General features: G+C 55.3%; 19 protein-coding genes and 4 pseudogenes. 12 read left to right on the top strand and 11 right to left on the bottom strand.

Annotated elements, in window-relative coordinates:
• Positions 1-123: 123 nt before the first annotated feature.
• Positions 124-1,005 (top strand): annotated as a pseudogene (locus tag BD293_RS21005) (IS256 family transposase); the annotation flags it as partial.
• A 39-nt stretch (positions 1,006-1,044) separates the two neighbouring features.
• Here the strand turns inward: BD293_RS21005 and BD293_RS21000 are convergent.
• A complete protein-coding gene (locus BD293_RS21000; protein ID WP_142079999.1) occupies positions 1,045-2,301 on the bottom strand; it encodes an ISL3 family transposase in 1,257 nt (418 codons plus the stop codon).
• 170 nt (positions 2,302-2,471) lie between these two features.
• Between BD293_RS21000 and BD293_RS20995 the strand changes: the two are divergent.
• Positions 2,472-2,894 (top strand): annotated as a pseudogene (locus BD293_RS20995) (transposase); the annotation flags it as partial.
• Between the two features lie 339 nt (positions 2,895-3,233).
• On the opposite strand, the gene BD293_RS20990 reads toward BD293_RS20995, so the two are convergent.
• Both BD293_RS20990 and BD293_RS20985 read right to left on the bottom strand, forming a co-directional pair.
• The gene (locus tag BD293_RS20990; protein WP_246086434.1) at positions 3,234-3,887 is read right to left on the bottom strand and encodes a nucleoside/nucleotide kinase family protein; all 654 of its coding nucleotides are present in this window, start codon (positions 3,885-3,887) and stop codon (positions 3,234-3,236) included.
• A 47-nt stretch (positions 3,888-3,934) separates the two neighbouring features.
• A complete protein-coding gene (locus BD293_RS20985; protein ID WP_142085674.1) occupies positions 3,935-5,137 on the bottom strand; it encodes an ROK family transcriptional regulator in 1,203 nt (400 codons plus the stop codon).
• A 158-nt stretch (positions 5,138-5,295) separates the two neighbouring features.
• Here BD293_RS20985 and BD293_RS20980 point away from each other — a divergent pair, with 158 nt between their 5' ends.
• From BD293_RS20980 to BD293_RS20940, 9 genes and pseudogenes are all read left to right on the top strand, one after another.
• Positions 5,296-6,948, top strand: a complete 1,653-nt coding sequence (locus tag BD293_RS20980) for an ABC transporter substrate-binding protein (protein WP_142085672.1) — start codon at positions 5,296-5,298, stop codon at positions 6,946-6,948.
• Positions 6,949-7,156: 208 nt separating this feature from the next.
• Positions 7,157-8,077: an ABC transporter permease gene (locus BD293_RS20975; RefSeq protein WP_142085670.1), complete on the top strand. Its 921-nt coding sequence runs from the start codon at positions 7,157-7,159 to the stop codon at positions 8,075-8,077.
• A gap of 16 nt (positions 8,078-8,093) precedes the next feature.
• The gene (locus BD293_RS20970) at positions 8,094-8,966 is read left to right on the top strand and encodes an ABC transporter permease (RefSeq protein ID WP_246086433.1); all 873 of its coding nucleotides are present in this window, start codon (positions 8,094-8,096) and stop codon (positions 8,964-8,966) included.
• Between the two features lie 44 nt (positions 8,967-9,010).
• Positions 9,011-10,039 carry an ABC transporter ATP-binding protein gene (locus BD293_RS20965; protein ID WP_170207279.1) on the top strand — a complete coding sequence of 343 codons (1,029 nt, stop codon included), beginning with the start codon at positions 9,011-9,013 and terminating at the stop codon, positions 10,037-10,039.
• A complete protein-coding gene (locus tag BD293_RS20960; protein WP_211841106.1) occupies positions 10,036-11,082 on the top strand; it encodes an ABC transporter ATP-binding protein in 1,047 nt (348 codons plus the stop codon). The genes BD293_RS20965 and BD293_RS20960 overlap by 4 nt, the downstream gene beginning before the upstream one ends.
• Positions 11,083-11,163: 81 nt before the next feature.
• Positions 11,164-11,964 carry an SDR family NAD(P)-dependent oxidoreductase gene (locus BD293_RS20955; protein WP_142085664.1) on the top strand — a complete coding sequence of 267 codons (801 nt, stop codon included), beginning with the start codon at positions 11,164-11,166 and terminating at the stop codon, positions 11,962-11,964.
• 54 nt (positions 11,965-12,018) lie between these two features.
• On the top strand, positions 12,019-13,497 hold the full coding sequence (locus BD293_RS20950) for a mannitol dehydrogenase family protein (protein ID WP_142085662.1): 1,479 nt from the start codon (positions 12,019-12,021) through the stop codon (positions 13,495-13,497).
• 63 nt (positions 13,498-13,560) lie between these two features.
• Positions 13,561-14,502, top strand: coding sequence for a carbohydrate kinase family protein (locus BD293_RS20945; RefSeq protein ID WP_142085660.1), 942 nt, complete (start codon positions 13,561-13,563; stop codon positions 14,500-14,502).
• Positions 14,503-14,601: 99 nt separating this feature from the next.
• Positions 14,602-15,297: pseudogene (locus tag BD293_RS20940) on the top strand (IS3 family transposase); the annotation flags it as partial.
• Between the two features lie 124 nt (positions 15,298-15,421).
• Here the strand turns inward: BD293_RS20940 and BD293_RS20935 are convergent.
• The 7 genes from BD293_RS20935 to BD293_RS20905 all read right to left on the bottom strand — a co-directional run bounded on the left by BD293_RS20935 (position 15,422) and on the right by BD293_RS20905 (position 23,200).
• Complete coding sequence (locus BD293_RS20935) at positions 15,422-16,384, bottom strand: sugar-binding transcriptional regulator (RefSeq protein WP_142085658.1); 963 nt, start codon at positions 16,382-16,384, stop codon at positions 15,422-15,424.
• A 15-nt stretch (positions 16,385-16,399) separates the two neighbouring features.
• Positions 16,400-17,056: an HAD family hydrolase gene (locus tag BD293_RS20930; RefSeq protein WP_142085656.1), complete on the bottom strand. Its 657-nt coding sequence runs from the start codon at positions 17,054-17,056 to the stop codon at positions 16,400-16,402.
• A 122-nt stretch (positions 17,057-17,178) separates the two neighbouring features.
• Positions 17,179-18,651, bottom strand: coding sequence for a mannitol dehydrogenase family protein (locus BD293_RS20925; RefSeq protein WP_142085654.1), 1,473 nt, complete (start codon positions 18,649-18,651; stop codon positions 17,179-17,181).
• 138 nt (positions 18,652-18,789) lie between these two features.
• Positions 18,790-19,902, bottom strand: a complete 1,113-nt coding sequence (locus BD293_RS20920; RefSeq protein ID WP_142085652.1) for a substrate-binding domain-containing protein — start codon at positions 19,900-19,902, stop codon at positions 18,790-18,792.
• Positions 19,903-20,016: 114 nt separating this feature from the next.
• Positions 20,017-21,015: an ABC transporter permease gene (locus BD293_RS20915; RefSeq protein WP_142085650.1), complete on the bottom strand. Its 999-nt coding sequence runs from the start codon at positions 21,013-21,015 to the stop codon at positions 20,017-20,019.
• A gap of 36 nt (positions 21,016-21,051) precedes the next feature.
• Positions 21,052-21,861, bottom strand: a complete 810-nt coding sequence (locus BD293_RS20910) for an ATP-binding cassette domain-containing protein (RefSeq protein WP_211841105.1) — start codon at positions 21,859-21,861, stop codon at positions 21,052-21,054.
• 361 nt (positions 21,862-22,222) lie between these two features.
• Positions 22,223-23,200 (bottom strand): IS5 family transposase, encoded by a 978-nt coding sequence (locus tag BD293_RS20905; protein ID WP_142085648.1) that lies wholly within the window; start codon positions 23,198-23,200, stop codon positions 22,223-22,225.
• A 307-nt stretch (positions 23,201-23,507) separates the two neighbouring features.
• On the opposite strand from BD293_RS20905, the gene BD293_RS20900 reads away from it, so the two are divergent.
• Entirely contained in the window at positions 23,508-24,764 is a 1,257-nt protein-coding gene (locus BD293_RS20900) for a PKD domain-containing protein (protein ID WP_142085646.1), read from the top strand.
• On the opposite strand, the pseudogene BD293_RS20895 reads toward BD293_RS20900, so the two are convergent.
• Positions 24,707-24,988, bottom strand: a pseudogene (locus BD293_RS20895) (IS5 family transposase); the annotation flags it as partial. The gene BD293_RS20900 and the pseudogene BD293_RS20895 sit on opposite strands and share 58 nt — an antisense overlap.

Here is a 24,988-nt window from a genome sequence, read left to right as displayed (position 1 = left end):
TGTTGTGGACGACGTCGCCAAGTTCAGAGCTATGCGGGAATTTGGGTGATGGCATGAATTGAAAGGCGGCGTATTGTGGCGGGTGTCAAAGCCAGCCAGAACCTCACGAGGAGCAATACGCCTATGAAGAACGATACAACCATTCTACCGTTTCGCCAATCAGAAACTATCGTCGACCCGCTGACAGAACTGGCACGGGAAGGCGCACGCCGGATGCTGGCGGAAGCGCTGAAAGCCGAAGCTGATGCATTTGTGGCCAGCTTTGCGGACGAGAAGCTGGACGATGGCCGCCAGCGGATCGTCCGCCATGGACTTGGCCCTGAACGTCAGATCCAGACGGGCATTGGCGCTCTGAATGTGCAGCGCCCCAAAGTGCGTGACCGGATGGCGGCACTCGATCCTGCGCAAAAGATCCGCTTCACCTCGAATATACTGCCGAAATGGGCGCGCCGCTCGGTCAGCTTGGACGCGCTGTTGCCCGTTCTCTACCTGAAGGGCATTTCCACGGGCGATTTCCAGGAAGCGCTGTCAGCCATTATGGGCCCCGATGCACCCAACCTGTCTCCGAGTGTCATATCCCGCCTGACCGCAGGTTGGCAGGCAGAATATGATGCCTGGGCGCGGCGTGATTTGTCTGCGCGCAATTACGTCTACATATGGGCAGATGGCGTCTATCTGCAGGCGCGCATGGAAGAAAATGCCGAATGCATGCTGGTGATCATCGGAGCCACACCGGAGGGCAAGAAGGAACTGATCGGCTTTCAGGTTGGGCTTCGGGAAAGCTCGCAGAGCTGGCATGAATTGCTGAGCGATCTCAAGGCTCGGGGCCTGTCTGTCGCCCCCAAGATCGCGGTGGGCGATGGCGCCTTGGGGTTCTGGAATGCATTGGACAAGGCATTTGGCAGCACGAAGCACCAGCGCTGCTGGGTTCATAAGGTGAAGAATGTGCTGAACTGTTTTCCCAAGCAGATGGCCGCAGCCGTGAAATCTGATCTCGATGATATCCGGCTATTTCGCGGTTTGTGTGGGTGGCTTGGTTTCCGTTCATTTGCCTGTGGCACAAGATGTTGTGCGGTAGGGTGACGCTGGTAAGTGGGTGAGATTGCCTGCGATGAGGTATGACATGTTGATGAGGTTGCGGGTTTTGCGATACCCGCGCGCCCGAGCCTTTGCGGCCTGAATGAGGCCGTTGATGGCTTCGACAGCGCCGTTGCTCAGATCGCTGTCAAAACCGTTAAGTATACCATCCCAGTGCGCCTTGAGTGTCAGAGCGAGTTTCTTGAATGCTGGCAGCCTGCTGCGGCGCGCCCATTGAAACCAGGCGGTAAGCCGTTCTTCGGCCTCTGCCTTGGACTCGGCTTCAGCAAAGATGTCGCGCAAAGCCTCTTTCAAGCGAAACGCGCGTCCTGTTTTCAGGTGCATCCGAGATAGATCATGATGCTGTGTGATCTGCCGCTTCGTCCATCTCTTCTTGTCCTTGAGCCACATCCAGCGGCTGTGTTTCAACTCAGGTCTGCTGCGTACTTCGGCGCGGCGAACCTCTTCAAGCGCCACATTGGCCAGTTGGATGACATGGAATGGGTCGAAGGTAACATCCGCGTTCGGCAGATGCTTTGCGACGCCAGAAATGTAGGCCCTACTCATATCGATACAGGCAGCGGAGATGGCATCGGGATCACCGCCATGGGCGCGCAGATCTTCACCGAAAGCCGCCACAGTCTTTGCATCACGTCCTTCACAGGCAAAGAGAAGCCTGCCGGCCAGAAGGTCGTGAAATAGGGTGATGTAATTATGCCCGCGGCGCGCAGCTGTCTCGTCAATCCCAAGGGCGGTCACGGCGCTGAAGTCTTCGCGATCTCGCGCTGACGACACGTAATGGTCAAGAACCCGCCAGAGGCGATCGTCACCAACATCAAGCATATCAGCAACAGCCTTCACCGGCATCTGTCGCACCAGCGCAATCACAAAGGCTTCAAACAACTGACTGAAACCGCTGCCACTGCGCGCCCAGGGGACCGGAACCTGTCCGGTCTTGCTACATTGGCTGCAAGCAACACGTGGCACATCGGCATGGATGAAAGCCTTGTGCTCGAAAAAACGCAGGTGTTCCCAGATCCTGGATCGCGTGTCATGGACGGGCTGATCGGGCGCGCCACAGGAGGGACAAGCAAATCGACTTCCCGCCTTGAAGCGGACGTCAAAGTGGATCTCTTTGAGTTTGGCGTCAAAACGTACGTCCGTGACACTCCACGGAGCCTGCAGGCCAAGAGCTGTCGTGAACAAACTTGTCTCGGGACCCATGAATACCTCCTCATCCGCTGGTTTCAGGAAGCTTCACCCTATCCAAAAAAACTGCCGCAGCTCAACAGGCTCGGCGCGTCTGACGCTGCGATATTTGAGGTCTCCGCGACAGACGCGCCTTATGTTGTGACCACAATATCTGGTAGAAGATTCAATCCGCCGCCCACCAGCAACCCACACAAATCGCGAAGGGACCTGATATCCAGCATGCCGCTACGAAAGCGGAAGCGAAGGCCGCAATGGATCTGTTCAGTGAGAAATATAAGCAGAAATACGAAAAAGGCGTGAATTGCCTGACCAAGGACAGTGACGCCTTGCTGGCTTTCTTCGACTTCCCGGCTGATCACTGGGGCCATCTGCGCACGACGAACCCCATTGAGAGCGTCTTCGCCACGGTTCGGCACAGAACGGTTCGCACAAAGGGTGCGCTCTCGCAAAAGACCGCGAAACTGATGGTCTTTACCCTCATTCAGGCCGCGTCCAAGAAATGGTTGCGCCTCAATGGCAGAAATCAGTTGCCAAAAGTCATCGAAGGAATCACATTCAACGACGGCGTCGAAGTGATTTTTGACGCACCAAGCCGCGCCGCCTGAAAATGCGCGTCACCCAAATTCAAGCATAGCTCCCAAGTTCAGTGAGGGCTGTATCAAACAAGTTTATCATTCTATCCTCCGTGGATTGTCTGGCACGCAAGATTACTGGCGAGTTGTTGTCATTGCGCAGAGCAACCAGCCGACACGTGTGCTTGATTTATGTCTGACACTTTCAGCCATTGTGGCTTCAACTTGATTCAAAGTAATTGAAAGGTCGATTTTGCAATCATCTGACGTCAGTCGCCGCAGGTACTCAATATTTACACTTCTTGGCATTGTCATCTTCCATTTGCGTTTAAAGTGCGTGGAGTTTTAACTGGTAAGTCGTCTTGTCGTGGCTCAGGCTAATGAGAGGTCGATGTCGGCCGCAACGCTTTGTTCCCGAATCTTTCTTGCGTTCATAAGGTCATTCGCTCGCGCTTTTTCGATTGCTTCGCGACGTTCGAATCCAAGGGTAACCCAGCGGTTGACAAGCCGTCGTTCCAGCTCATCAAGCGGGACATCCAGCGCGATCTTAAGATCAAAGAGCGAATGGAGCGTGTCCCAAGGTGCCTCATCAAGCAACAGATAGTTGCCTTCGACGAGAATGATCGGAACATTCTGGGGAATCAGCCGCGCGCCTCCCCGTGAAATCTCTAGTTCACGGTCGAACACAGGCACTGCTATTTCGCCTTCATGATTGGTCCGCAACCGTTCAAGCAGAGATCGGAGGCCACAGACATCGAATGTAAAGGGAGCACCTTTCCGCGCAAGAGTGCCCTGAGAGCGGAGCACCACGTCGTCAAAATGAAACCCATCCATCTGGACAACTGCGGCAAGACCGGACGAGTGTGCGTTCAGCCGGGCGCAAAGTGTGTCGCTCAAGGTCGATTTGCCACTTCCTGGCGCTCCTGCTATCGCCACGAGACTGCGTCCATTTGAAGCAAGGTTTACAAGGCGAGCTGTTAACTCATTCATCCAATCTTCACGTTCAACGCCGGACTGATAAATCATGGCTATTGCCCCTCCTTTGCACATGTTTTGAATCGTTTAGGGCTGCTTCACATTTGCACCCATCTCGAAGCAGCCAAGTGTTGAGCGATCAAATAACGATCAAAGAGCGGCAGCGTTGCTCCACCCAACGCGCGGGCCACCCCCCCGAGGCTGCCTGCCTTGAGTTCAGGTGACTTTAAGCCTGTTGTGTCGATCCGCTTTATTTCGGTAGCAACGCGCGCAATGAGGTCAGCGCGCACCCGTGCCGGAAAGCTTCCGTCGATCACCGCAGCCTCAAAATCAATAATGGATGCGGCAGAGACAATGGCTTGAGCGAGGCCACGGGCGGCCGTTTGCAACCACTGGTCGAGCAATTCTCCGAGCCCCGACCAATGGTCTTCGTGATAGAGTCTTTCTGTTGGGATTCCTGCTTCTAGCAAGCTTTGCTCGAGTGCCACTAGGGAGGCTTGGTTGAGTAAAGGCTCAATGCCGCCGGCTGGGGCACGGACGGGCATCGGGCCGAGCGCACCGGCATTTCCGCTCCGCCCAGCGTAGAGCCCGCCATTCAGCACAACGCCGCCGCCGACAAAGCTGCCGATGTAAATGTAAATGAAATCCTGCAATTCGGCATTGTCGCCGAACACGAGTTCGGCACCACATGCCGATGTGGCATCGTTCTGGAGATACACGGGATATGGCAATGAGAGGGAAAGCATTGCGCGCACGTCTGCGACGCGCCATGCTGCCACTGCCGCCTCTGGAGCACCAGATTGCTCTACCCAATTCCAAAGCTCAAATGGAATCGCTATGCCCAGTCCAGCGATCCGGCTCGCCCGTGCACCAAGCGCCGCCTCAAATTTTCGTACGGTCGCTACGATAGATGCGACTGCTTCGTCTGGGCGCGGAAAAGGGTAATACTCACTTTCCTGGTGCCTAATTTCACCTAGAAAATCAATCAGTAGCACGTCAAGGCTGCGCCGACCGATCTTTGCACCGAGAAAGTAGGCACCGTCGGGATTCAATGAATGCGGGATCGAGGGCTGGCCGACCTGTCCCCGCTTCGGCTCGCAACGCATTAGAAGTTTGTCGGCCTCTAGCTCTCGCATAATGACTGAAACGGTCTGTGCTGACAGACCGGTCATTCGGGCGATCTCGGATTTGGCAAGAGCACCATGTCTGCGCACAAGTGACATGACCAGCCGCTCATTCTGCTGCCGTAGACCGGACTGACTCGCTGCCCATTTGGGTGCATTGGTTTTGAACTCCGACATCCGTGCCTCCATCCCTGTAGACCCATTATGCTACAGACACGTCTGCCTGTCGATAATAAATAAGTCTTAATTATATATTGACACGCCCCCCTGATTCGCGGTGAAATGCAATCATCGCAGCAAGGAGGCTGCGGCAGAAACTTGGTGGGAGGAAAACCATGGACCGCAAAGTTCTTAAGGAGCGCCATTCGAATTTTGGCATCGGCAGATACTCAGTGAGGCGTTTAGGCCCGCTAAAGACATTCAGTACCGTGCTTGCGTTGATGACTAGTGTCGCAATTGTTCCAGTCGCGGCAGGCGCTGACACAACGAGTGTTCGCTACGCGGTAGAAACGCCAGGCGTAGAATCAATGCTCTTTTGGCGCACGCCCGGGAACTTCCCGCTTCCCCATATGCAATTTCTCGTCGGCCAAGACGCGGAAACTGGTGCCTATGATGACAGCGGGCTAGCTAGGGCGTGGGAACACAACGAAGACTTCACCGAGTGGACAATCCACCTTCACGAGAACGCAGAATGGCATAATGATTGGGGTCCCGTAACTGCGGCGGATATCGTGCATTCACTTGAGCTCGGAACCGGTGACGATGCAATCCTGAGCGGTTTGGAGCGCATCAATCATGCGACGGCGGAAGCAATCGACGATCACACAGTCGTATTTCGCCTTGAACGTCCGGAAGCAGAGTTTTTGTTTGCCCATGGTTTGCGTGGAGCGCTGCAGATCTATAGCAAGGCACAATATGACGCTGAGGGCCTTGATGGTTACAGAACCCAACCGACTGGCACCGGTCAGTTCAGACTGGTTGAATACAATGAAGGCCAAGGCGCAGTCTTTGAGGCAGTGGAGGATCACTGGTCTGGCAATTCCGCCCAGATCGACCAGCTGGAACTGGTTTTTGTTGATGAGCCAGCCACCCGTTACGCGATGATTGCTTCTGGTGATGTGGATGCGACCAATCTGCCCTTGGAATTGCAAGCGGCCGCAGAAGGCAGGGGGCTGAACATCATTTCGTCACAGAACATTGCCATGCAGACCACTTGGCTTTTCTGGGGCGCTTACATTGATCACCCGAACGAAGATCTTGCCTGGCAGGATCGTGCGATCCGGCAGGCCGCTGCGCTGTCAGTCAATTGGGATGATGTAAACGCTATTGTCTATGACGGTCGCGCTGATCGAATTACCGCGTTTGGTATGCATGAAGCACACGAAGGTTGGAACGACGATTTGGTTGAGCGTTTTGACGAGTATTACGGGTACGATCCTGAGCGTGCCCGAGAGATTTTGGCAGAAGCTGGGTATCCCGAGAACTTCAACAATCCGACCATCCCAGTGCTCTCGACCACGCTTGCAGGGAACCCGGAATTTCCAACGCTTGCAGAATATATGGAGAGCGCGTTTTCCGCAGTCGGACTTCAGGCGGAAATCCGCGAGATGGCCTATGCTCGTCACAACGAGTTGCGTCAAACCTTTTCCACTGATTACACAATGCCGATGCGAAACTTGCCAGTTCGTATAACAGAGGCGATGGTGTCAACGTTTTATTCGGAAGACGCGTCGCCGGTTCATACATACTCGAGTGAGGAATTCGAGGAAGTATATCAGGAGTACCGGCAAACTTTTGAGCCTGAAGAACGGGACAGACTGGCACAAGAACTGTTCCAGATCGCGTTTGACGACTACGCAACAATCCCGCTTGCTGGGATCACCTTCAATGTTGTTGTGAACCCCGATGTGGTGTCTGACTGGGTCTTCCCGGGCGCATCCTCAATGGGCGTCAGCCACTGGCAGAACATCGTACCTGCGAGCCAGTGATCTTTTTCAGAAGGCCTATGTTACCATAACATTTGGCAAAGCGTGGGGCCGGTTGCTAAGGGCCCCACGCTCCATGCGAAAAATATCTGTCTCGCCTTATGTGCTGCACTCTCGTGCAGGGCAATGGCTCGGGGCAGCATATGGCCAAGCTTGGCGCAATGATTGAACGGCATCATTCTCATTTGTTTGCTGTCATGCGGAGAATACCATGGGACGATTTTTGTTGGTGCGGATGTCGCATTTCGTGATCACGATGATTGTCGTGTCTCTTTTGACATTCGGGTTATCTCGCTTGGCAGGTAATCCTGTCGATGCTCTCTTGCCGATCGACGCAACACCCCAGATGATCGCAAATACGATGGAGCAATGGGGGCTGAACGAGCCGCTACATGTTCAGTATTTCCTGTTTGTCGGTAATGCACTTCAAGGTGATTTCGGGCATTCTCTTCTCTATGACCGGCCGGCATTTGACGTTGTAATGTCACGCTTGCCAGCGACCATCGAGCTTGGTCTCGCTGCGATTGCGCTCAGCGTTCTGATGGCAATTCCGCTTGGCGTTATTGCCGCCAAGCATAAGGGCACGGTTATTGATGGCGGTGTCAATATTTTTGCCTTGCTGGGGCAATCCATGCCGATCTTCTGGCTCGGTATTATCCTGATCTGGGTTTTCTCTGTCAATCTAGGCTGGTTCGCCAGTGCAGGCTATGGAGGCTGGAACCATCTTGTCCTGCCGGCCGTCTCATTCGCGTGGTATCAGGTTGCTTCCATGTCGCGACTGACGCGGTCTGCGATGGTTGAGGCTCTTGATGGAGAATATGTAAAACTGGCGCGCATCAAAGGCGTGCCGGAATGGAAGATTGTCTGGAAGCACGCCTTCAGGAATGCGGCGGTTGTTCCCCTTACATATTTCGGAATTCTGGCTGGGGTTATTTTGACCGGATCTGTTGTGATCGAAGAAGTTTTTGCATGGCCCGGCGTCGGCCAACTTGCATTGAACGCAATCAGAAGAAACGACTTCGCAGTAATCCAGACCATCGTGATGGCGTTCGCGCTACTCTACATCGTTCTGAACCTGGTCGTAGATATACTCTATGCTCTCGTGGATCCGCGAATCCGGTACAATAGCTAGGTCGAGGAACATAATCATGCAAATGAACAATGCTATGGCAAGCTCGATCAGAAACTTTCGTAAGTTTCCGGTTGTTTCAGTTTCCATACTTCTTTTGGTCGTTGTGATACCGACCTTTTTCCCAGGCCTGATCGCGCCGCATGATCCGTTTGAAGGATCGGCGATGGTACGCCTGATGCCGCCCGCCTGGCTAGAAGGTGGAAGCTGGACATATCCGTTCGGAACGGACCGGCTGGGACGTGATATTTTCAGCAGGATTGTCTACGGCGCACGCTATGTCTTCATCATCTCGCTCGTCAGCATCTTTTTCGGGGCGGTAATCGGATCCGGGCTCGGAATGGCGGCTGGGTATTTCGGGGGATGGGTTGACGCCGTGGTCATGCGTGCTGTCGATGTGACCTTCGCGCTGCCAAGCGTGCTTGTCGGCATGGCTGTCGCCACAATCTGGCCGCCGTCTTTTTACACGGTAATTGCGATCATCGTGTTTGTCATCTGGTCATTCTTTGCGCGGCAAGTTCGGGCGGAGACGCTGTCACTCCGAGAGCGTGATTTCATTCATCGTGCGAAAGTTGCCGGGATCGGGGACTTTAGAATTATCATGACTCACATTTTGCCGAACGTCACCAACACAATTGTTGTCATGGCGACGCTGCAAATCGGGGTCATCATCATCCTTGAATCAACCTTGAGTTTTCTTGGTATTGGCATTCCACGTCCGCTCCCCGCCTGGGGGTTGATCGTGGCGGACGGTCGGGCCCTTGTGATTACAGCATGGTGGATATCTTTCTTTCCTGGCGTGGCTATTTTGTTCGTGGTCCTGTCGGTCAATTTGTTTGGGGACTGGTTGCGCAACCGGCTTGATCCCAAACTTCGCAACGTTGGCGGATGAGCCTCCCCAACAATAGCGGACATCAAAAAAAGCAGGTGCCAGATATGATCGAAGACACGAAACAAGAAAAAAATTCTACGAGGCAGGCGGTGCTCAGTGTCGAAGAACTTTCGATACAACTTCGCTTGCCACATGGACGATTCAACGTAGTAGACAAAGTCAGTTTTGACCTCTTTCCTGGCGAAACACTTGGAATCGTTGGCGAATCGGGAAGCGGAAAGTCGATGACGGCATCGGGTATCCTGCGGGTGCTTCCCAAGCCCGCCGCTGAGACCGTAGGCGGACGCATCATGTTCAACGGCTCCGATCTGCTGACCATGCCAGAACACGAGTTCCGCAAGATCCGCGGTCGCGAAATCGGTATGATCCTCCAGAACCCCCACACCTCACTGAACCCAGTCTACACTTGCGGAAACCAACTGGTGGAGGCGCTTCGTATTCAGGACGGCGCAGCCAGTGGGTCTGTGTTAAAACAAAAAGCGGTCGAGCTGTTCATGGCCGTGGGCCTGTCCGATCCGGAGCAGCGCCTCAAGGCATATCCACACCAGATTTCCGGGGGCATGAAGCAGCGTGTGGTTGGCGCACTCGCTATTTCGGGAACGCCAAAAGTACTAATTGCGGATGAACCGACAACCGCGCTGGATGTGACGATTCAGCTTCAGTATCTTGAACTCTTGCGCGAATTGCAGAACCGGACCGGCATGGCCCTGATCTTCATCACGCATGACTTCGGAATTGTCTCGAAACTCTGCGACCGGATACTGGTCATGTATGGGGGCCGGGCCGTCGAATACGGCAAAACAATTGACGTGTTCGATCATCCCTCGCACCCCTACACTAGGGCGCTGATCGCGTCTGTCCCTTCGGTGAAGAAGAAAGCCGAACGGCTTCAGGCGATCGATGGCCAGCCACCCGTTGTAGGAGAGATCCCGTTCGGGTGCCCCTTCGCACCACGGTGTTCCCAGAAGTTTGAGCCATGCGGAGAAATGCCGCCGAGTTTCCCGGCGCTCAGCGAGGACAAGGCGACGCATTCCGCTGCGTGCTGGCTCCTCGACAAGGAGGGCGAAAAGTGAGTGATGAGCCGCTATTGAAACTGGAGAACGTGTCGAAGGAATTCACGGTTTCCGGCAAGAGTTTCCTGAGCGCAAAGCGCACCTTGCGCGCGGTGGATAATGTCAGCTTCGAGGTGCGCCGCGGCGAAACTCTGGCACTTGTCGGAGAGTCCGGCTGCGGTAAAACGACCACTGCCTGGATGATCCTGAAACTACTGGATCCCACCAGTGGACGAATTCTGTTCAACGGCGAAGATATCTCCACTCTGAAGAAAGATGGGTTGCGGCAGTATCGCAAGCGAGTACAGGCCGTGTTTCAGGACCCGTGGGGATCTCTGGACCCGCGTATGCGCGTGCGCAGAATTGTTGCCGAGCCCCTGATTGGAACGGGCGAGAAGCTGACGAAAGCACAGCGAGATCGCAGAGTTGATGAAGCTCTCGACGTTGTGGGAATTGGTGCGAAGCAAGGCAACAAGTTTCCCCATGAATTTTCCGGGGGTCAGCGGCAGCGCATCGCAATTGCCAGCGCATTGGTGTCGCGGCCTGATCTGATTGTCTTGGACGAACCGATCTCTGGATTAGATGTGTCCATTCGCGCGCAGATGATGAACCTGCTCAAAGACCTGCAGGAACAGTATGGCTGCGCGTATGTGATGATCGCGCATGACCTGGGCACCACGCGCTATATGGCCGACTGGCTCGGGGTCATGTATCTGGGGCGCTGCGTGGAAATGGCCCGTTCGGAAGACATTTTCGAGCAAACGAGCCATCCCTACACGCAGGCCCTGTTTTCTGCGGCGCTGCCGAGCCATCCAAGGGATGTGGGCGAGACAATCGTTCTCTCGGGAGAGGTTCCCTCACCTATGTCCCCGCCTTCAGGCTGCGCCTTTCATCCTCGCTGCCATAAGAACCTCGGCGCTGTATGCGAGAGTATGAAGCCAGAACACATCAGCTTCGCAAACAACACAGAACACACTGTCGCATGCCACCTCTATGACGAAAACGGAACAGCAGTCAGGCCAGATGTAAAGATTCGCGATGCGGCGGATGTCGCAAACAAATGACATCTGGAGAAAATTTTGCATGTATCACGCATCGCGATGATCCGGTCGCTGTGATGCGCAGGTGCAAAAGGAGAAAACTTGATGACAGCAGAAGGCAGATTCACAGGAAAAACGCTGATGGTTACTGGTGCAGCTGGCAACATCGGTTTCGCGACCGCGCGGAGATTTGCTGAAGAAGGTGCCAATGTGGCGCTTGTGGACATAAATGAAGAAGGACTGAGGGACGCGGTTTCAAAAATCCGGGGCGGCAATGGAGTTGCAACGTTTCATGTCTGCGATGCTACTGATGCACGCGCCGTGGATAGGGTTGTTGACGAAATCGTTTCCAGATCTGGACAAATCGACTTTCTGTTTAACAATGCTGGATATCAGGGGTTATTTTGTCCGATGCACGAGTATCCGGCAGACGACTTCCGAACAGTCATCGACATCAATGTGAATGGTGTATTTCACTTTTTGCAGGCTGTAGCCGCTCATATGGTCACGACGGGAGGTGGTGCCATCGTGAATACTGCAAGCATGGCAGGCGTTCAGGGGCCACCCAATATGGCAGCGTATGCGGCATCGAAATTCGCTGTCATCGGTCTTACTCAGACAGCGTCCAAGGACCTCGCACCTTACAACATTCGCGTAAATGCTATTAGTCCCGCGTTTATGGGGCCTGGCTTCATGTGGGACCGACAGGTGAAACTGCAGGCAGAGGTCCGCTCACAGTACTTTTCTGCGGACCCCAAGACAGCGGCAGAGCAGATGATAAAGGCGGTGCCGATGCGCAGGCTGGGTGGGATCGCGGAAATTCCTGGAACAGTTGCATTCCTCATGAGTGAGGACGCGAGTTATATCACCGGGGTGAACATACCTATAGCAGGTGGGATTCTCTGACCTCCAGAAACGATTTGAGAACGTGACAGCTAGAAATGCTGAAAGGATATTGTTGTGCAAACCATAACCCTGAACAATTCCACCCTGACTACCATACCGAGCGGCATCGCGCGTCCACGCTATGACCGTTCGGCACTGGCGGCCGGGATCCTTCACATAGGGGTGGGTAATTTCCACAGGGCGCATCAGGCATGGTATCTGCATCGGCTGATGCAGCAGGGTCTATCCCATGAGTGGGCGATCATCGGTGCGGGCGTGCGACCATTCGATGAACAACAGCGCCAGAAGATGCGGGCGCAGGATTACCTGACGACCCTGATCGAACTTGACCCGTCGGGTAGATCAGCAGAGATTGTGGGGTCGATGATCGATTATGTCCCGGTACAAGAGGGCAACGTCCCGCTCATTGAACGGATGGCGCAGCCGGATATCCGTATCGTATCGCTTACTGTCACCGAAAGCGGCTATTATGTCGACCCGGCAACCAATGCTTTCAACGCCGCGCATCCCGACATCGTGCATGACGTGCAGAACCCCGATACGCCACAAACCGCCTTTGGCGCGATCATGGCGGCCCTGCGCTTGCGGCGCGACCGTGGACACGGCCCTTTCACGGGTCTGAGCTGCGACAACTTGCAAGGCAATGGGGCGATCCTGCGCCAGACAGTTGTTTCACTTGCGCGCTTGTCAGATCCCGAACTGGCAGACTGGATCGATCAGACGTGCACGTTCCCAAACTCAATGGTTGACTGTATCGTACCGGCAACAGGACCAAAGGAGCTTGCGCTGGTCCGCGAATTGGGTGTCGCAGACGATGTTCCCGTAAGCCATGAGAACTTCAGGCAATGGGTTATCGAGGATAAGTTTTGTTCCGGCCGGCCCGCCTGGGACAAGGTGGGGGTCACATTCTCAGATCGGGTTCACGATTACGAAACTATGAAGCTGCGCATCCTGAATGCTGGCCACCAGATCATCGCGGGTGCGGGAGAGCTTTTGTCAATAGATACTATCTCGGGATGTATGGCGCATCCTGGAATCGCGTCACTGTTCAGTAAAGTTGAAACCGAGGAAATCGCGCCTTTTGTTGTGCCAGTGCCGGGGATGACACCCGAGTCCTATATCAATTTGATCGGTGAGCGGTTTCGCAACCCCGCTATTGTAGATACCACGCGGCGCGTCGCATATGATGGTGCCTCGCGTCATGCGGGCTTTTTGCTTCCGATTATGCGGGAGGCGCTTGCTACAGACGGGTCGATAGACGGACTTGCGCTGGTAGAGGCGATTTGGGCGCGCATGTGCCATGGAACTCGCGAGGATGGTAGTCTAATCGAACCGAATGATCCCAACTGGATGGAGTTAACCCGAATATCTGCCGCAGCAAAAGAAAAACCGCAAGTCTGGCTTGACCAACGTCATATATATGGGGATCTGGGGAAAAACGCGCGCTTAGCGGTAGCTTTTGAAAAGTGGTTGAAGCTCATTTGGGATACAGGAATTGATGCTACGTTAAAGGTATATTGCGGGAAGGACTAACCTTCCGTCCCATTAAAATTCAGAGTGTTGCCTTGAGCAAACTGGGTAACAGAAGGGAAGTTGATGATCCTTTGTTGTGGTGAAGCGCTGATTGACATGCTTCCTATAGAAACCCCCTCGCGCCGCAGCGGGTTCGCCCCACATTCGGGCGGGGCTGTATTCAATACGGCAATCGCGCTAGGGCGCCTCGGTATCAAAACAGGTATGTTGACCGGTTTGTCCCGCGATATGTTCGGCCAGCAGCTATCGGCAGATTTGAAAGCGAGTCATGTTGATATCAGCCATGTCATAAAATCTGACCGACAGACCACATTAGCCTTTGTGCAACTCGTTAAGGGGCAGGCAAAATATGCCTTCTTTGACGAAAACAGCGCTGGTCGAATGATCATGCAAGATGAGCTGCCGCCAATCGGGGAGTCCGTCTCGACGGTGTTCTTTGGTGGTATAAGTCTTGCAAGTGAACCGGGCGCCGACACCTATGCCGCGCTTGCTGAACGCGTGTGTGAAGACAGCGTGATCATGCTCGATCCCAATATCCGGTCAGGATTCATCCGGGATGAGAAGGCATATCGTGCAAGGCTTGCTCGGATGGTTCGTGTTGCGGACATCGTCAAACTTTCTGATGAAGACCTCGACTGGCTCCAGCCCGGTCCAGAGCCGTTGGCAGGAAAAATCTTGAACATTCAGGCAGCTGGGCCCTCAGTGGTCATCGTAACTTTTGGAGACAGTGGCGCATCAGCTTGGCTGTCTGATGGCTTAGAGGTCAAAGTCCCGACTCCAAAGGTCTCTGTCGTGGACACAGTAGGTGCGGGTGATACGTTTAATGCCGGAGTTTTGGCCCAATTGTCGAATTTTGGACTACTGAAAAAGAAAAGTATCGCGTGCATGCCGAGCGCACCAATGGCCGAGGCGCTTGCATTCGGCACAATAGTTGCTGGGGTAACGGTTTCGAGGTCCGGTGCCAATCCACCATGGTGGCACGAATTGGAGAATTTCGACAAATGAGGAAATATATCCTCGCAGTTTTATCGAAGTTCAACCAGTTGCTTGTGCGTGGAGATCGTCCATCCAGAACGCCTGGTCCAATTTCCGCGACCACCTCTGTTCTTGGAGACGCCGTGGTACGGATCGCGCCAAATGGCGCGTCATATGAAGCGCAACAACCACGCATGCGGGCGGCATCGTGTCCGCCGCTTGATGCGCCTCATGCGTTTGGTGCCGATCTACCAAGAGCCGAATACCAGCAAGAAACACCCGCAGCATAAAATCTGGCCATACTTGCTACGGAACGTCGTGATTGACCGTCCAAACCAGGTCTGGTGTGCAGATATCACCTATATTCCGATGCAGCGCGGTTTCCTGTATCTCGTGGCGATCATGGACTGGTTTAGCCGCAAGGTTTTAGCTTGGCGGCTCTCCAACAGCATGGACACCGCGTTCTGCATCGAGGCACTGAAAGAGGCATTGGCAAAACATGGCACGCCGGAGATATTCAACACCGATCAGGGATCACAGTTTACCAGCGGCGATTGGATCGACGTGCTAAGCGATGCGAAGATCAAGATCAGCATGGATGGCAAAGGGCGGTGGATTGATAACCGAATGATCGAACGGCTGTGGAGATCCCTCAAGTACGAATGTGTCTATTTGCACGGGTTTGAGACCGGGTCACAGGCACGCAGCGGCATCGGAAAATGGCTAGCCTATTACAATGCCGAACGACCGCACTCGACCCATGGCATCTTGACCCCCGACGAGGCCTATGCGAGCAAAACAGAACCTATGAGAATGGCAGCCTGAAATGAAACCCTGATCCACCTTAACTGGGCTGCAAAGTGGTCGAAGAACTAGGACCATCTCTCTTTGCTCAATACCCATGCTGAAACAGGCAGATCGTACATGTACTTTTGACAGGGATCGTGTCTCACGATTTTCTCAGTACGCGTTCTGCCGTGTCTTCGTCCGTGACTATTCCATTTATCAACCTACCGCGCAGAGCACCTAATATTGCCGTCTGTTTGGGCCGCCCTCCTGCGACTGCAACGACAAGATTGTCTTCGCGAATTCCGACTTCTGCACCAGCAACACGCGTATTGGTCCCGTTTGTTAGGTAGCGGCCCTGCCCGTCATACACCCAGCCTGCAAGCTCTCCTGCAGCACCATGTGCTTGCAATTCGGACAGCTCCGCGCGGCTAATGAAACCATCTGTAAATAAGGCGGCATCATTGTCCATTTGCCCTATGCCCAAAAACGTCACATTGGCATTGCGCGCGAGTGTCAGAACATTCTGAACAGGTGCTAGCGCATGAAATCCGTCGCGTTCAGCGACGCTTGCGGCGATCACCGGAACTGGCATTGGGTAGATTGCTGCCCGTATGCGTCCTGCGATGCGCATGATAACCTCGTTCAGCGAGGCCAAGCCGTCGGGTGCAATATTGCCCGAAAGCGAGACAAGCTTGTGCTGCGGGCAGTTGATACTGGTCAGCTCATCCACAGTGGCGCGCATGGCACGTCCTGTCCCGAGCGCGACCACAAGCGGTTCCGACCTTTGCAAAATATGCTCAAGTTCGGTGGCCGCGGTCACTGCAATGCTCGGAACCGGGTCAGCGTCGGGTGCGAGGCTAGGTGCGACCCTGCACAGCTTCAGCCCAAAGCGGCGGGTCAGTTCTGCCTCCAAGCGTAGGCAAGATGACAGGCGATGCTCAAGTCGCACATGTACAAGACCCGCTGAAACCGCCCGGGTCACAAGCCGCTGTGCGCGTTGACGCGAAATTCCAAGCGTGTCGGCGATTTGATCCTGCGTCATACGCCCAACATAGTAGAGCCAACCCGCCCGTGCAGCTTCATCATCACGCGTGATATCTTTTTTCCAAGTATCGATATTCATGGTTGGCCCTTGGCGCTAGCGCTCGTGGAATTGTCTTCGTAGGTCATCAAAGCCGCTCCACGTTTCAAGTTGCGGGATTGTGTCGCAGGTGTCCAGCCCTTGGCCGTCCATGTGACCACCACCTGTATAAACGACGACGGCCATACCCGCAGCCTGCGCGGCCTTTACCCCAGGAAGGCTGTCTTCTACCACAAGACATCGCCCGGGCGCAAAACCCATCATCTCTGCTGCATGCAGGAATAGGTCAGGGGCCGGTTTGCCCCGGGCAACCATAGAGGCAGTATAACAGCGCGGACCAAAGAATTGCGCAAGCCCTGTCAGCTCGAGTGAATGCTTCAGTCGCGGCGGGCTGGAGCTTGTGGCGAGGCAAAAGGGCACATCAAGCGCCGAGAGCATCTCAACCACGCCTTCTGTCGGACATAGCTCGCCTTCAAACCGCGCCAGAAGGCGCGCGCGATAGGTCATCTCGAAATCATGTGGCAAGGACACGCCAAAATCCTGTCGCAGAGATGCTGCAACGGTTGGAAAGCTGCGCCCAAGAAATTTTTGTCGTACATTAGCGACTGTAAGGTGATGACCCTGTTCTGCCAGCAAGGAGATCAACACTTCGGCGCTCAACACCTCAGAATCAATTAAAACCCCGTCACAGTCGAAGATGATCAGATCTGTCATAGCGCTGGTCTCATGTCGTATGGGCCGTAGCGTTGCATCTGCCACAGTACAAGTAAACTCTCTGCGTTGGGCTTCTTCTGGACCGCAACGCATATACTCAAATCACCCCAGATTCTCCAACGCTAAAGATGTCGCAGATAAGTTTCCATCGCTTGTCGACTACCATTGCACCAGACCGATCCAAGGGCAGCCGCAAAGCGCTGGTTCAGTGCCGTATCCGTGCCAAGCTCTCCATAAACCTTGCGCATGTTCAGCCAGGCTTCCGGTTCGGACAAGCGCGCCAAACGTGCCTGCGCCTGCAGCTCGGGCCAGTTCGGATCATTTGGCGCAATCGTTGCGCCGATCTCGTCTTCGCCGTAGCAGTAGCGACACCAGATGGCCGACAGCAGGATCAAGCCATCGGTCTTGCCGCCAGCCGCCAGCCCATCGCGTAAGCTTGGGACGATGAATTTCGGTTGCCTGTTTGAACCATCGAAACACAGCCTGCGAATGGTATCGGCAACCTCGGGGTTATCAAAACGCTCCAGCACCTGCCGCTTGTATGTTGTTAGATCGACATCCGGCACCGGGGGCACATTCGGGATCACCTCGTGATCGAGCACGGCTTCCAGAAAACGGCGGATCAGTGGATCGCGCATGCCTTCATGGACGAATTCGATACCTGCTAGTCCGGCACAATAGGCCAGGATTGCATGCCCACCGTTCAGAATACGGATCTTCATCAACTCATATGCATCCACACGATCGGTGAAGATGACTCCGACCCGTTCGAGCGGTGGGCGACCGGCGGGGAAATGATCTTCGATCACCCACTGGCGGAAGGGCTCGCAGGTGACAGGGGCGGCGTCGTGAAGGCCCAGTTCTGCGGCCAGAGCGCGTTGATGCGGACCGGTAGCGGGGGTGATCCGGTCCACCATGGAATTGGGAAAGGCGACCTCTTCGGTGATCCATTTGGCCAGCTCGGGGTCAGAAAGGCGGCAAAGGCCCACAACGGCATCGCGCGTAACATTGCCATTATGCGGAAGATTGTCGCAAGACAGTACCGCGAACGGCAACTCCCCAAGCTCCCGGCGCGTGCGCAAAGCGGCGATGATTGCCCCGAACGCCGTCCGCGGATGATCAGGCATGATGGCGTCGGCGGCGATTTCGGGCGATGCCGCATCGAAAGTGCCCGTGTCGGGATCAAGAAAATATCCGCCTTCGGTCACGGTTAGCGATACGATGCGAATGGTCGGATCGGACATGGCCGCGATCAGCGCGGCATTTTCGTCTTCTACCGCGATGAAATCCGTAATAGCGCCGATAGTGCGGACCGTTTGATGGCCTGGTCCAACCTCGATGACGGAATAGAGAAATTTCTGCCCAGCAAGAATGTCGCGCATGTGGCGGTCATCTTCGCGCACCCCGCTTGCAAGAATCGCCCAGTCCTGCGCCGCGCCAGCAAGGTGCAGATCATCCAGATACACAGCCATATGTGCGCGGTGAAAATTGCCGCAGCCGATATGAACAATACCAGGAGCGAGAGCGCTGCGATTGTAGTCGACGTTTGGCAGACCAACACTGGCAGGCGCGATCGTTTCAGGATTCGAAGTCATGGCGGTATCTCCAGGCGCTTTTGGCAGCAAGCAGGAAACGGTCGGCAAGGAAGCCTCCGCAACGCAATTGGCTGGATTTGGAATTGTTCTGACGTGGGGCCGCCAAGATGGCGGCCCAGATTCTCGGCGGTGCGACGGTTAATTGTGACCGCTGTAGCGCACGGCATATTCATTCACTGCATCGAACTGCTCGGCTTCCCAAGTGTCGTCCATCATGACGTATGCACCAGTAAAGACTGCCGGAATTTCTTCGGCGCGCCCTTCCATGTGACGTTTGACCGCTTCGGCAATCGCGACCCCGAGATCGTCAATCTGGCGGAAGACCGAGCCTGAGAAAGTGCCATTCTGCATCAGCGCGGTTTCTTCCGGAATGCCGCCGAAGCCGATGATGTCAACCGTTCCGGTCAGGCCCATGGCCTCCAGCGCCGGAACGCCACCCAGCGCGCAGGCAGAGCACAGACCAAACAGCAGGTCGATGTCAGGATGCGCCGTCATCATGTTCTCGGCGATCTGGAACGACAGCTGTCGGTCGGCGAAGGTGAATTCTTCGGCGACGATTTCAAAATCGCCGTTCTCCAGCACTGACCAAGCCCCGCCGAACCGCTGGTCATCCATATCGCCGGGCAGAACGCGCATCAGGCCAATCTTGCCTTTGCCTTCCAGCCGGTCGAAGATCCATTCGCCGGTCATCACGCCGCCGACTTCGTGATCGAAAGCGGTGTACATCAAGGTCTTGTCGTCACCGGGCAGGCGGCGAACATAGTTCGTGATGATCAGCGGAATGCCCGCTTCATGGATGGCGTTATAGGACGGAATCTGCGCTTCCAGTTCTGTCGGGCCCATCACGATGTAGTCGACGCCTTGGCTTATAAATGCTTCGATATGAGCGAGTTGCTGATCATGCGCGTCATGGCTGGATGCCGCCTGAAGGTTGATCTCGAACGGGATGCCGGTTTCTTCCATCCGGGCTGAAAATGCGAGGTAATACCGCTCCCACGCATCTGACAGGTCAAATCCGGGGCTGGTCCAGCCGATGTGGATGGTCTTGTCCGGCAGCGTTCCCTGAAAAGGCGTACCAGGCGCGCTTACCGCTTCAGCGTATGCTTGATGAAGTGCCAGATCGGTGTTCTGGCCTGCAAGGATCTCTGCGACGAGCGCGTCGATATCTACGCCCTCTGCGCTTACTGTTCCCGCGCCAAGCGCGAAACTGGCGGCGATTGTCGTTAACTTCAGTGCGGTTCTAAGTTTCATCCCATTTTCCTCCTGTTTGGGTGAAATTTGCCCAATAGCTTCGCCGGACAAAGGCGTTTACGGACTGACCGGCACGCCGTGCCAGTCCGTAGTCGGTATCGCAGATGCTTTGCGCTAGCCCGCGTTGCGTTCGCGATACATGTTGATTGTGACGGCCAGCAGGATCACGAGCCCGGTGGCCACAAGCCGCCAGAACACCTGCACATTCGCGAGGATCAGCGCATTCGCGATGATCGCAAGGATTAACGCCCCGATCAGCGCGCCCCAGACATTGCCCTTGCCGCCAAAGATCGACGTGCCCCCAATGATGGTGGCCGCGATGACGTGGATCTCGTAGCCAGTGGCCATGGTCGCCTGCGCTGAATCGATCCGGCTCATCAGCAAGAGCGACGCGATACCGCACATCAGGCCAAGAAAACCATATTGATAGATCTTGTGGCGATCGACACTGATCCCGATGGTGGTAGCCGAATCCCTGTTGCAGCCGATAGCGACAGCATATCGCCCAAAATGAGTGTTGCGGTACATCCATGCGCCGAGAAACACCAAGGCAAAGACCAGGAAAACCGACAACGGCAGCACATCGAAAACTCTGTAAGTGGACAGTCCGCGCAGCTCGTCTGGAAAGCCGTGCCATATCTTGCCCGAGGAATGCACCAGCGCCAGCCCGCGCCAGATTTCCATGAAGGCAAGTGTCACGATGAAATCCGGGATCTTGAGCCAGCTTATGACCAAGCCATTGATCGTGCCGAGGATCGTGCCCAATAGCAGTGCACCCACAAGGATCATCCAGATCGGCATCGTGCCAGCGGTCAGCCAGCTTCCGACAATCACGCCGACCAGTGCGACCTGCGCGCCTACCGACAGGTCAATCCCACCCCCGGTGATAACGAAAGTCATTCCGATGACCAGCGGGATGTAGATTGACGCTTGAAGGATGATGTTGATGATATTGCGCTGTGTGAAGAAATTATCCAGCGTAAGCGCAGGGATCAGGATCGCAAGGATCAGCATGATGAACGGGCCCAACACGCCCATCGAAGATTTCAGGACTTCGCCAAGTGTTTTCTTGTCTTGCACCCCTGCTGGTGCAGCTTCTGATGCCAGTGACATATGTATTTCCTTGTTTTTCTGAAGGAACAAACGGGATCAGGCGTTTGCCCTGGCCACAGTTTCGTTCGACCCCATGATCATTTGCAGAATCTCGCCGCGCGATGTTTCGCTGATGGTGCGTTCACCAATCTTCTGACCGCGCCAAAGGACCATGACCCGGTCGGCATAGGCCATCACTTCCTCAAGGTTGTGAGAGATAAGGATAACCCCATACCCTTGGTCACGCAGCTTGCGGGTCAGCTCCAAGGTCTTTTCGGTCTCTTCCGGCCCTAGCGCTGCTGTCGGCTCGTCAAGGATGATGAGTTTCGGGTTGGTCTTGTAGATCGCCCGCGCAATCGCGATAGATTGCTTCTGGCCGCCCGAACGATAGTAGACTGGCTGATCGGGGTTGGGCAGTTCAACATCCAGAATGTCGCGCAGCGCTTCAGCGGATTCCTTGCGCATGCGCTTGTTATCCAGAACCTTGATCAAGCCACCGAACCAGGATTTCGTCAGTTCGGCCCCCAGAAACAGGTTTTCCGGCGCGCCCAGCATGTCTGCCAGTGCCAATGTCTGATGGACGCATTGAATGCCCAGTTTCTTGGCCTCTGCCGGGCTTGAAAGGGCAATCTCCGTTCCATCAAGTTCAATCTTGCCCACGTTCGGCTGATAGACCCCGGTCGCGACCTTGATCAAGGTGGATTTGCCCGCGCCATTGTCACCGCAAAGCGCCAGCACCTCGCCCGCGTTCAGTATCAAATCCACATTGACCAGTGCTTTCAGGCCGCCGAAATTTTTGCTGATCCTGCTCATCCGAAACAGTGGCGCACCATCGCTGCGGTCGTGATCGGCGTTATTTGATGCCATGTCTTTTCTCCCCCCTATCCTGATAAATCAGTCAATAGCTCACTAATCGAGCAAAAGCTCACAATAGTTTGCGCGCGTCAAGATAATTCGTTGCTGCAGTTGCAAAGCAAAACGGGATTCAAAGCGGCCCTTATAGGCAGCCGTAAAGTGACTGATTTGTAGAATAAAACATGAATCCATAGGCTTGTATCAAACCTACCTATGTGGATTTTTGTCCCGTTTCAGGACAAGACAGCGCATGCAAATACTGCAGCCGGACCCAACAGCTCTCTCAAATTGCCACGGAACCGAAACGGTTTCCATTGGGGCGTTGTTGCACGGACCTACGATGGTTTGAGTTTGCCCTTACCCGCTCATTTGGTCAAGAGACGACCTCGAACTTGGCACGGCCAAGTTCGGTCATCTTGTTCAGAATGTGGGTGCCGATCTTGGCTTCGGTTTTCTGGTTGGGAAAGCTGCGCGCTTTCAGTTTGGGGCCGATGACCATTTTCCAGCGCCCCATTTGTGTTTCACCGCGGCTGCGCTGATTGTATCCGCTGCTCACCTGCCAGGCCATACGCCCGCCTGTGCGTATTGCGGCAATGCGCTGGTCGCGCAGCGTTGGATTGCCCACAGCCTCGGCGCTGAGAACCGCAGTCTTGGGAGGCGGAATAGTGATCTCGACATCAACCCCAAACAGCTTCACGAGCAAGTCGCTGGTCGGGTCGCCGTCATAGGCGCCGTCGGCGATGAAGCGTGTCACGTCCCCGTCAATCTGATCCAGAAGCTCTGGCAAGGCGGTGGGATCACCCACATCATCGGTGGTCAGTTCAGAGCAGGCAATTTCGCCGGTGACAAGGTCCAGCCCAAGATGCAGCTTGCGCCAGGATTTGCGTTTGGCCTTTGTTTTGTGCTTGTTTTCCAGCCACTCGCCTTCGCCAAAGATCTTCAGGCCCGTGCTATCTACCACCAAGTGGATAGGGCCATCCGTCGACGCGCGCGCTTTCATTGGCAAGATCAAACCGGCCCCGCGACGTGACAGGGTCGAGTAGTCGGGCACCAACAAATCCAGCCCCATGAGCTTCACCAGGCTGCCTACAAACCCTTCGGTCTGGCGCAGCGGCTGGTTGTAAACGATGCCAAGTGTCAGGCAGGTCACAATAGACAGGTCAGAATAAACTGGCTGGCCACCCCGTGTCTTGCGGCGCTCTGCAGGCCATGCAGCTTCAACCTCGGGGCTTAGCCAAATTGTTACATCGCCCCGCCGACGCAGGCTTTCGTTATAGTCAGCCCAGTTCGTAATGCGGTACCGCTTCTTCTCGAATTTGTGCCGGCGGCCGTCATTGAATTTATGCGGCATCAACGCTATCCAATCGATCAGGGAAACGGCCTCCTAACAGAAACCGTAGGGTCCATGCAACAACGCCTCTGATTACTGCACGAACCTAACGCAACTGGAGACCGAGTTTGAAACGGGTTCGAACGGCGGGAGTGCGGGATATGCCGAAGCCATTTTTATCGGAACGATCTTTACAGCACTCGATTCCAATGATGGTCAGGTTTACCGTTATACTGTGGGTTTTGAGGGCGTAACAAATACACAAGCGGTGTTCCGGCGCGAATGTATAGATTGCGAGGGAGGGGAAGACCCGGCCAACGAGCAACCCGTGGCTGATGCAGGCACGGATCAGACTGTCGCCCAGGGCACAGACCCCGTCACCCTCGACGGCTCTGGCTCGGTTGATAGTCCGGACCCAAGCCTGGCCCTCACCTATGCATGGAGCCAGACCGGAGGTGACCCCGTCACGCTTTCCAACGTCGAGGCGGTAAGCCCGAGCTTCACCGCGCCGACGCGGAACCCCGGTGACCCGGAGGTCGTGCTGACCTTCCAGCTCATCGTCACCGACGGTCAGGGTCTCGCTTCTGAAGCCGATGAGGTGACGATCAACGTTGTTTCCGGGGTCTCAGTGGCGCTTTCGGGGGGGCCTGACGCGATAACCGGAACTGACCCGTTCACCGTGACGGCGACCTTCTCGACAAACGTCACTGGCTTTGACGATCTCGCCAATGATGTTGATGTTACCAATGGGTCTGTCACTGACATCTCCGGTAGCGGCGCGGTTTATACCTTGACCATTGCTCCAACCGGTAACGGCGATGTCAGCATCTTCATTCCTGCGGCAGCGGCGCAGGAAGACAGAGATGACGGCTTCGTCAACCCGAACTCTGCCTCCGACACGCTGAGAATCGGCAATCGCATTGTGGAGATTACTGAGCGCGCGATATCGTCCTTCATGCTGGGCCGTGCCAATAATCTGGCCTCCAACCAGCCGCGCCTGTCCCGCTTCCTGCGCGGTGAGGGCTGCGGGTCATTCAATGCCAGTGGCAACGATGCGGGCGGGTCGCTGGAAGGCTGCGCGACACAAGGCAATGTCTGGACCGAGATCACAGCATCTTGGGGCAATGGCTCCAGCTACTCGCTGGGCACAATCGGCGCGCATCAGTTCATCAACGAGAACTTCCTGCTCGGCGGGATGGTCCAGTTCGACCGAGCTAGGGATGACCGCAACAACGCACGAGGCACCGGCTGGATGGTTGGCCCATACTTCGCCGCAAAAATGGCTGAACAGCCGCTCTACTTCGAGGGCCGCTTGCTCTATGGCCAAACCAGCAACCGTATCTCGCCACTGGGAACCTATACCGACGGCTTCTCGACCGAGCGCTGGCTGGCACAGCTGCGCGCTGAGGGCGAAATCCAGCAAGAAACCATCACCTGGATCCCGCTGCTGGACTTCACCCACACACGCGACCGGCGTTGTTGCACGGACCTACGATGGTTTGAGTTTGCCCTTACCCGCTCATTTGGTCAAGCGACGACCTCGAACTTGGCACGGCCAAGCTCAGTCATCTTGTTCAGAATGTAGGTGCCGATCCTGGCTTCGGTTTTCTGGTTGGGAAAGCTGCGCGCTTTCAGTTTGGGGCCGATGACCATCTTCCAGCGACCCATTTGTGTTTCACCGCGGCTGCGCTGATTGTATCCGCTGCTCACCTGCCAGGCCATACGCCCGCCTGTGCGTATTGCGGCAATGCGCTGGTCGCGCAGCGTTGGATTGCCCACAGCCTCGGCGCTGAGAACCGCAGTCTTGGG

The organism is Roseinatronobacter monicus, assembly GCF_006716865.1.
GTDB lineage: Bacteria > Pseudomonadota > Alphaproteobacteria > Rhodobacterales > Rhodobacteraceae > Roseinatronobacter > Roseinatronobacter monicus.
The sequence above is the reverse complement of the archived record's forward strand: the minus strand, read 5'-3'. Positions and strand labels throughout refer to the sequence as shown.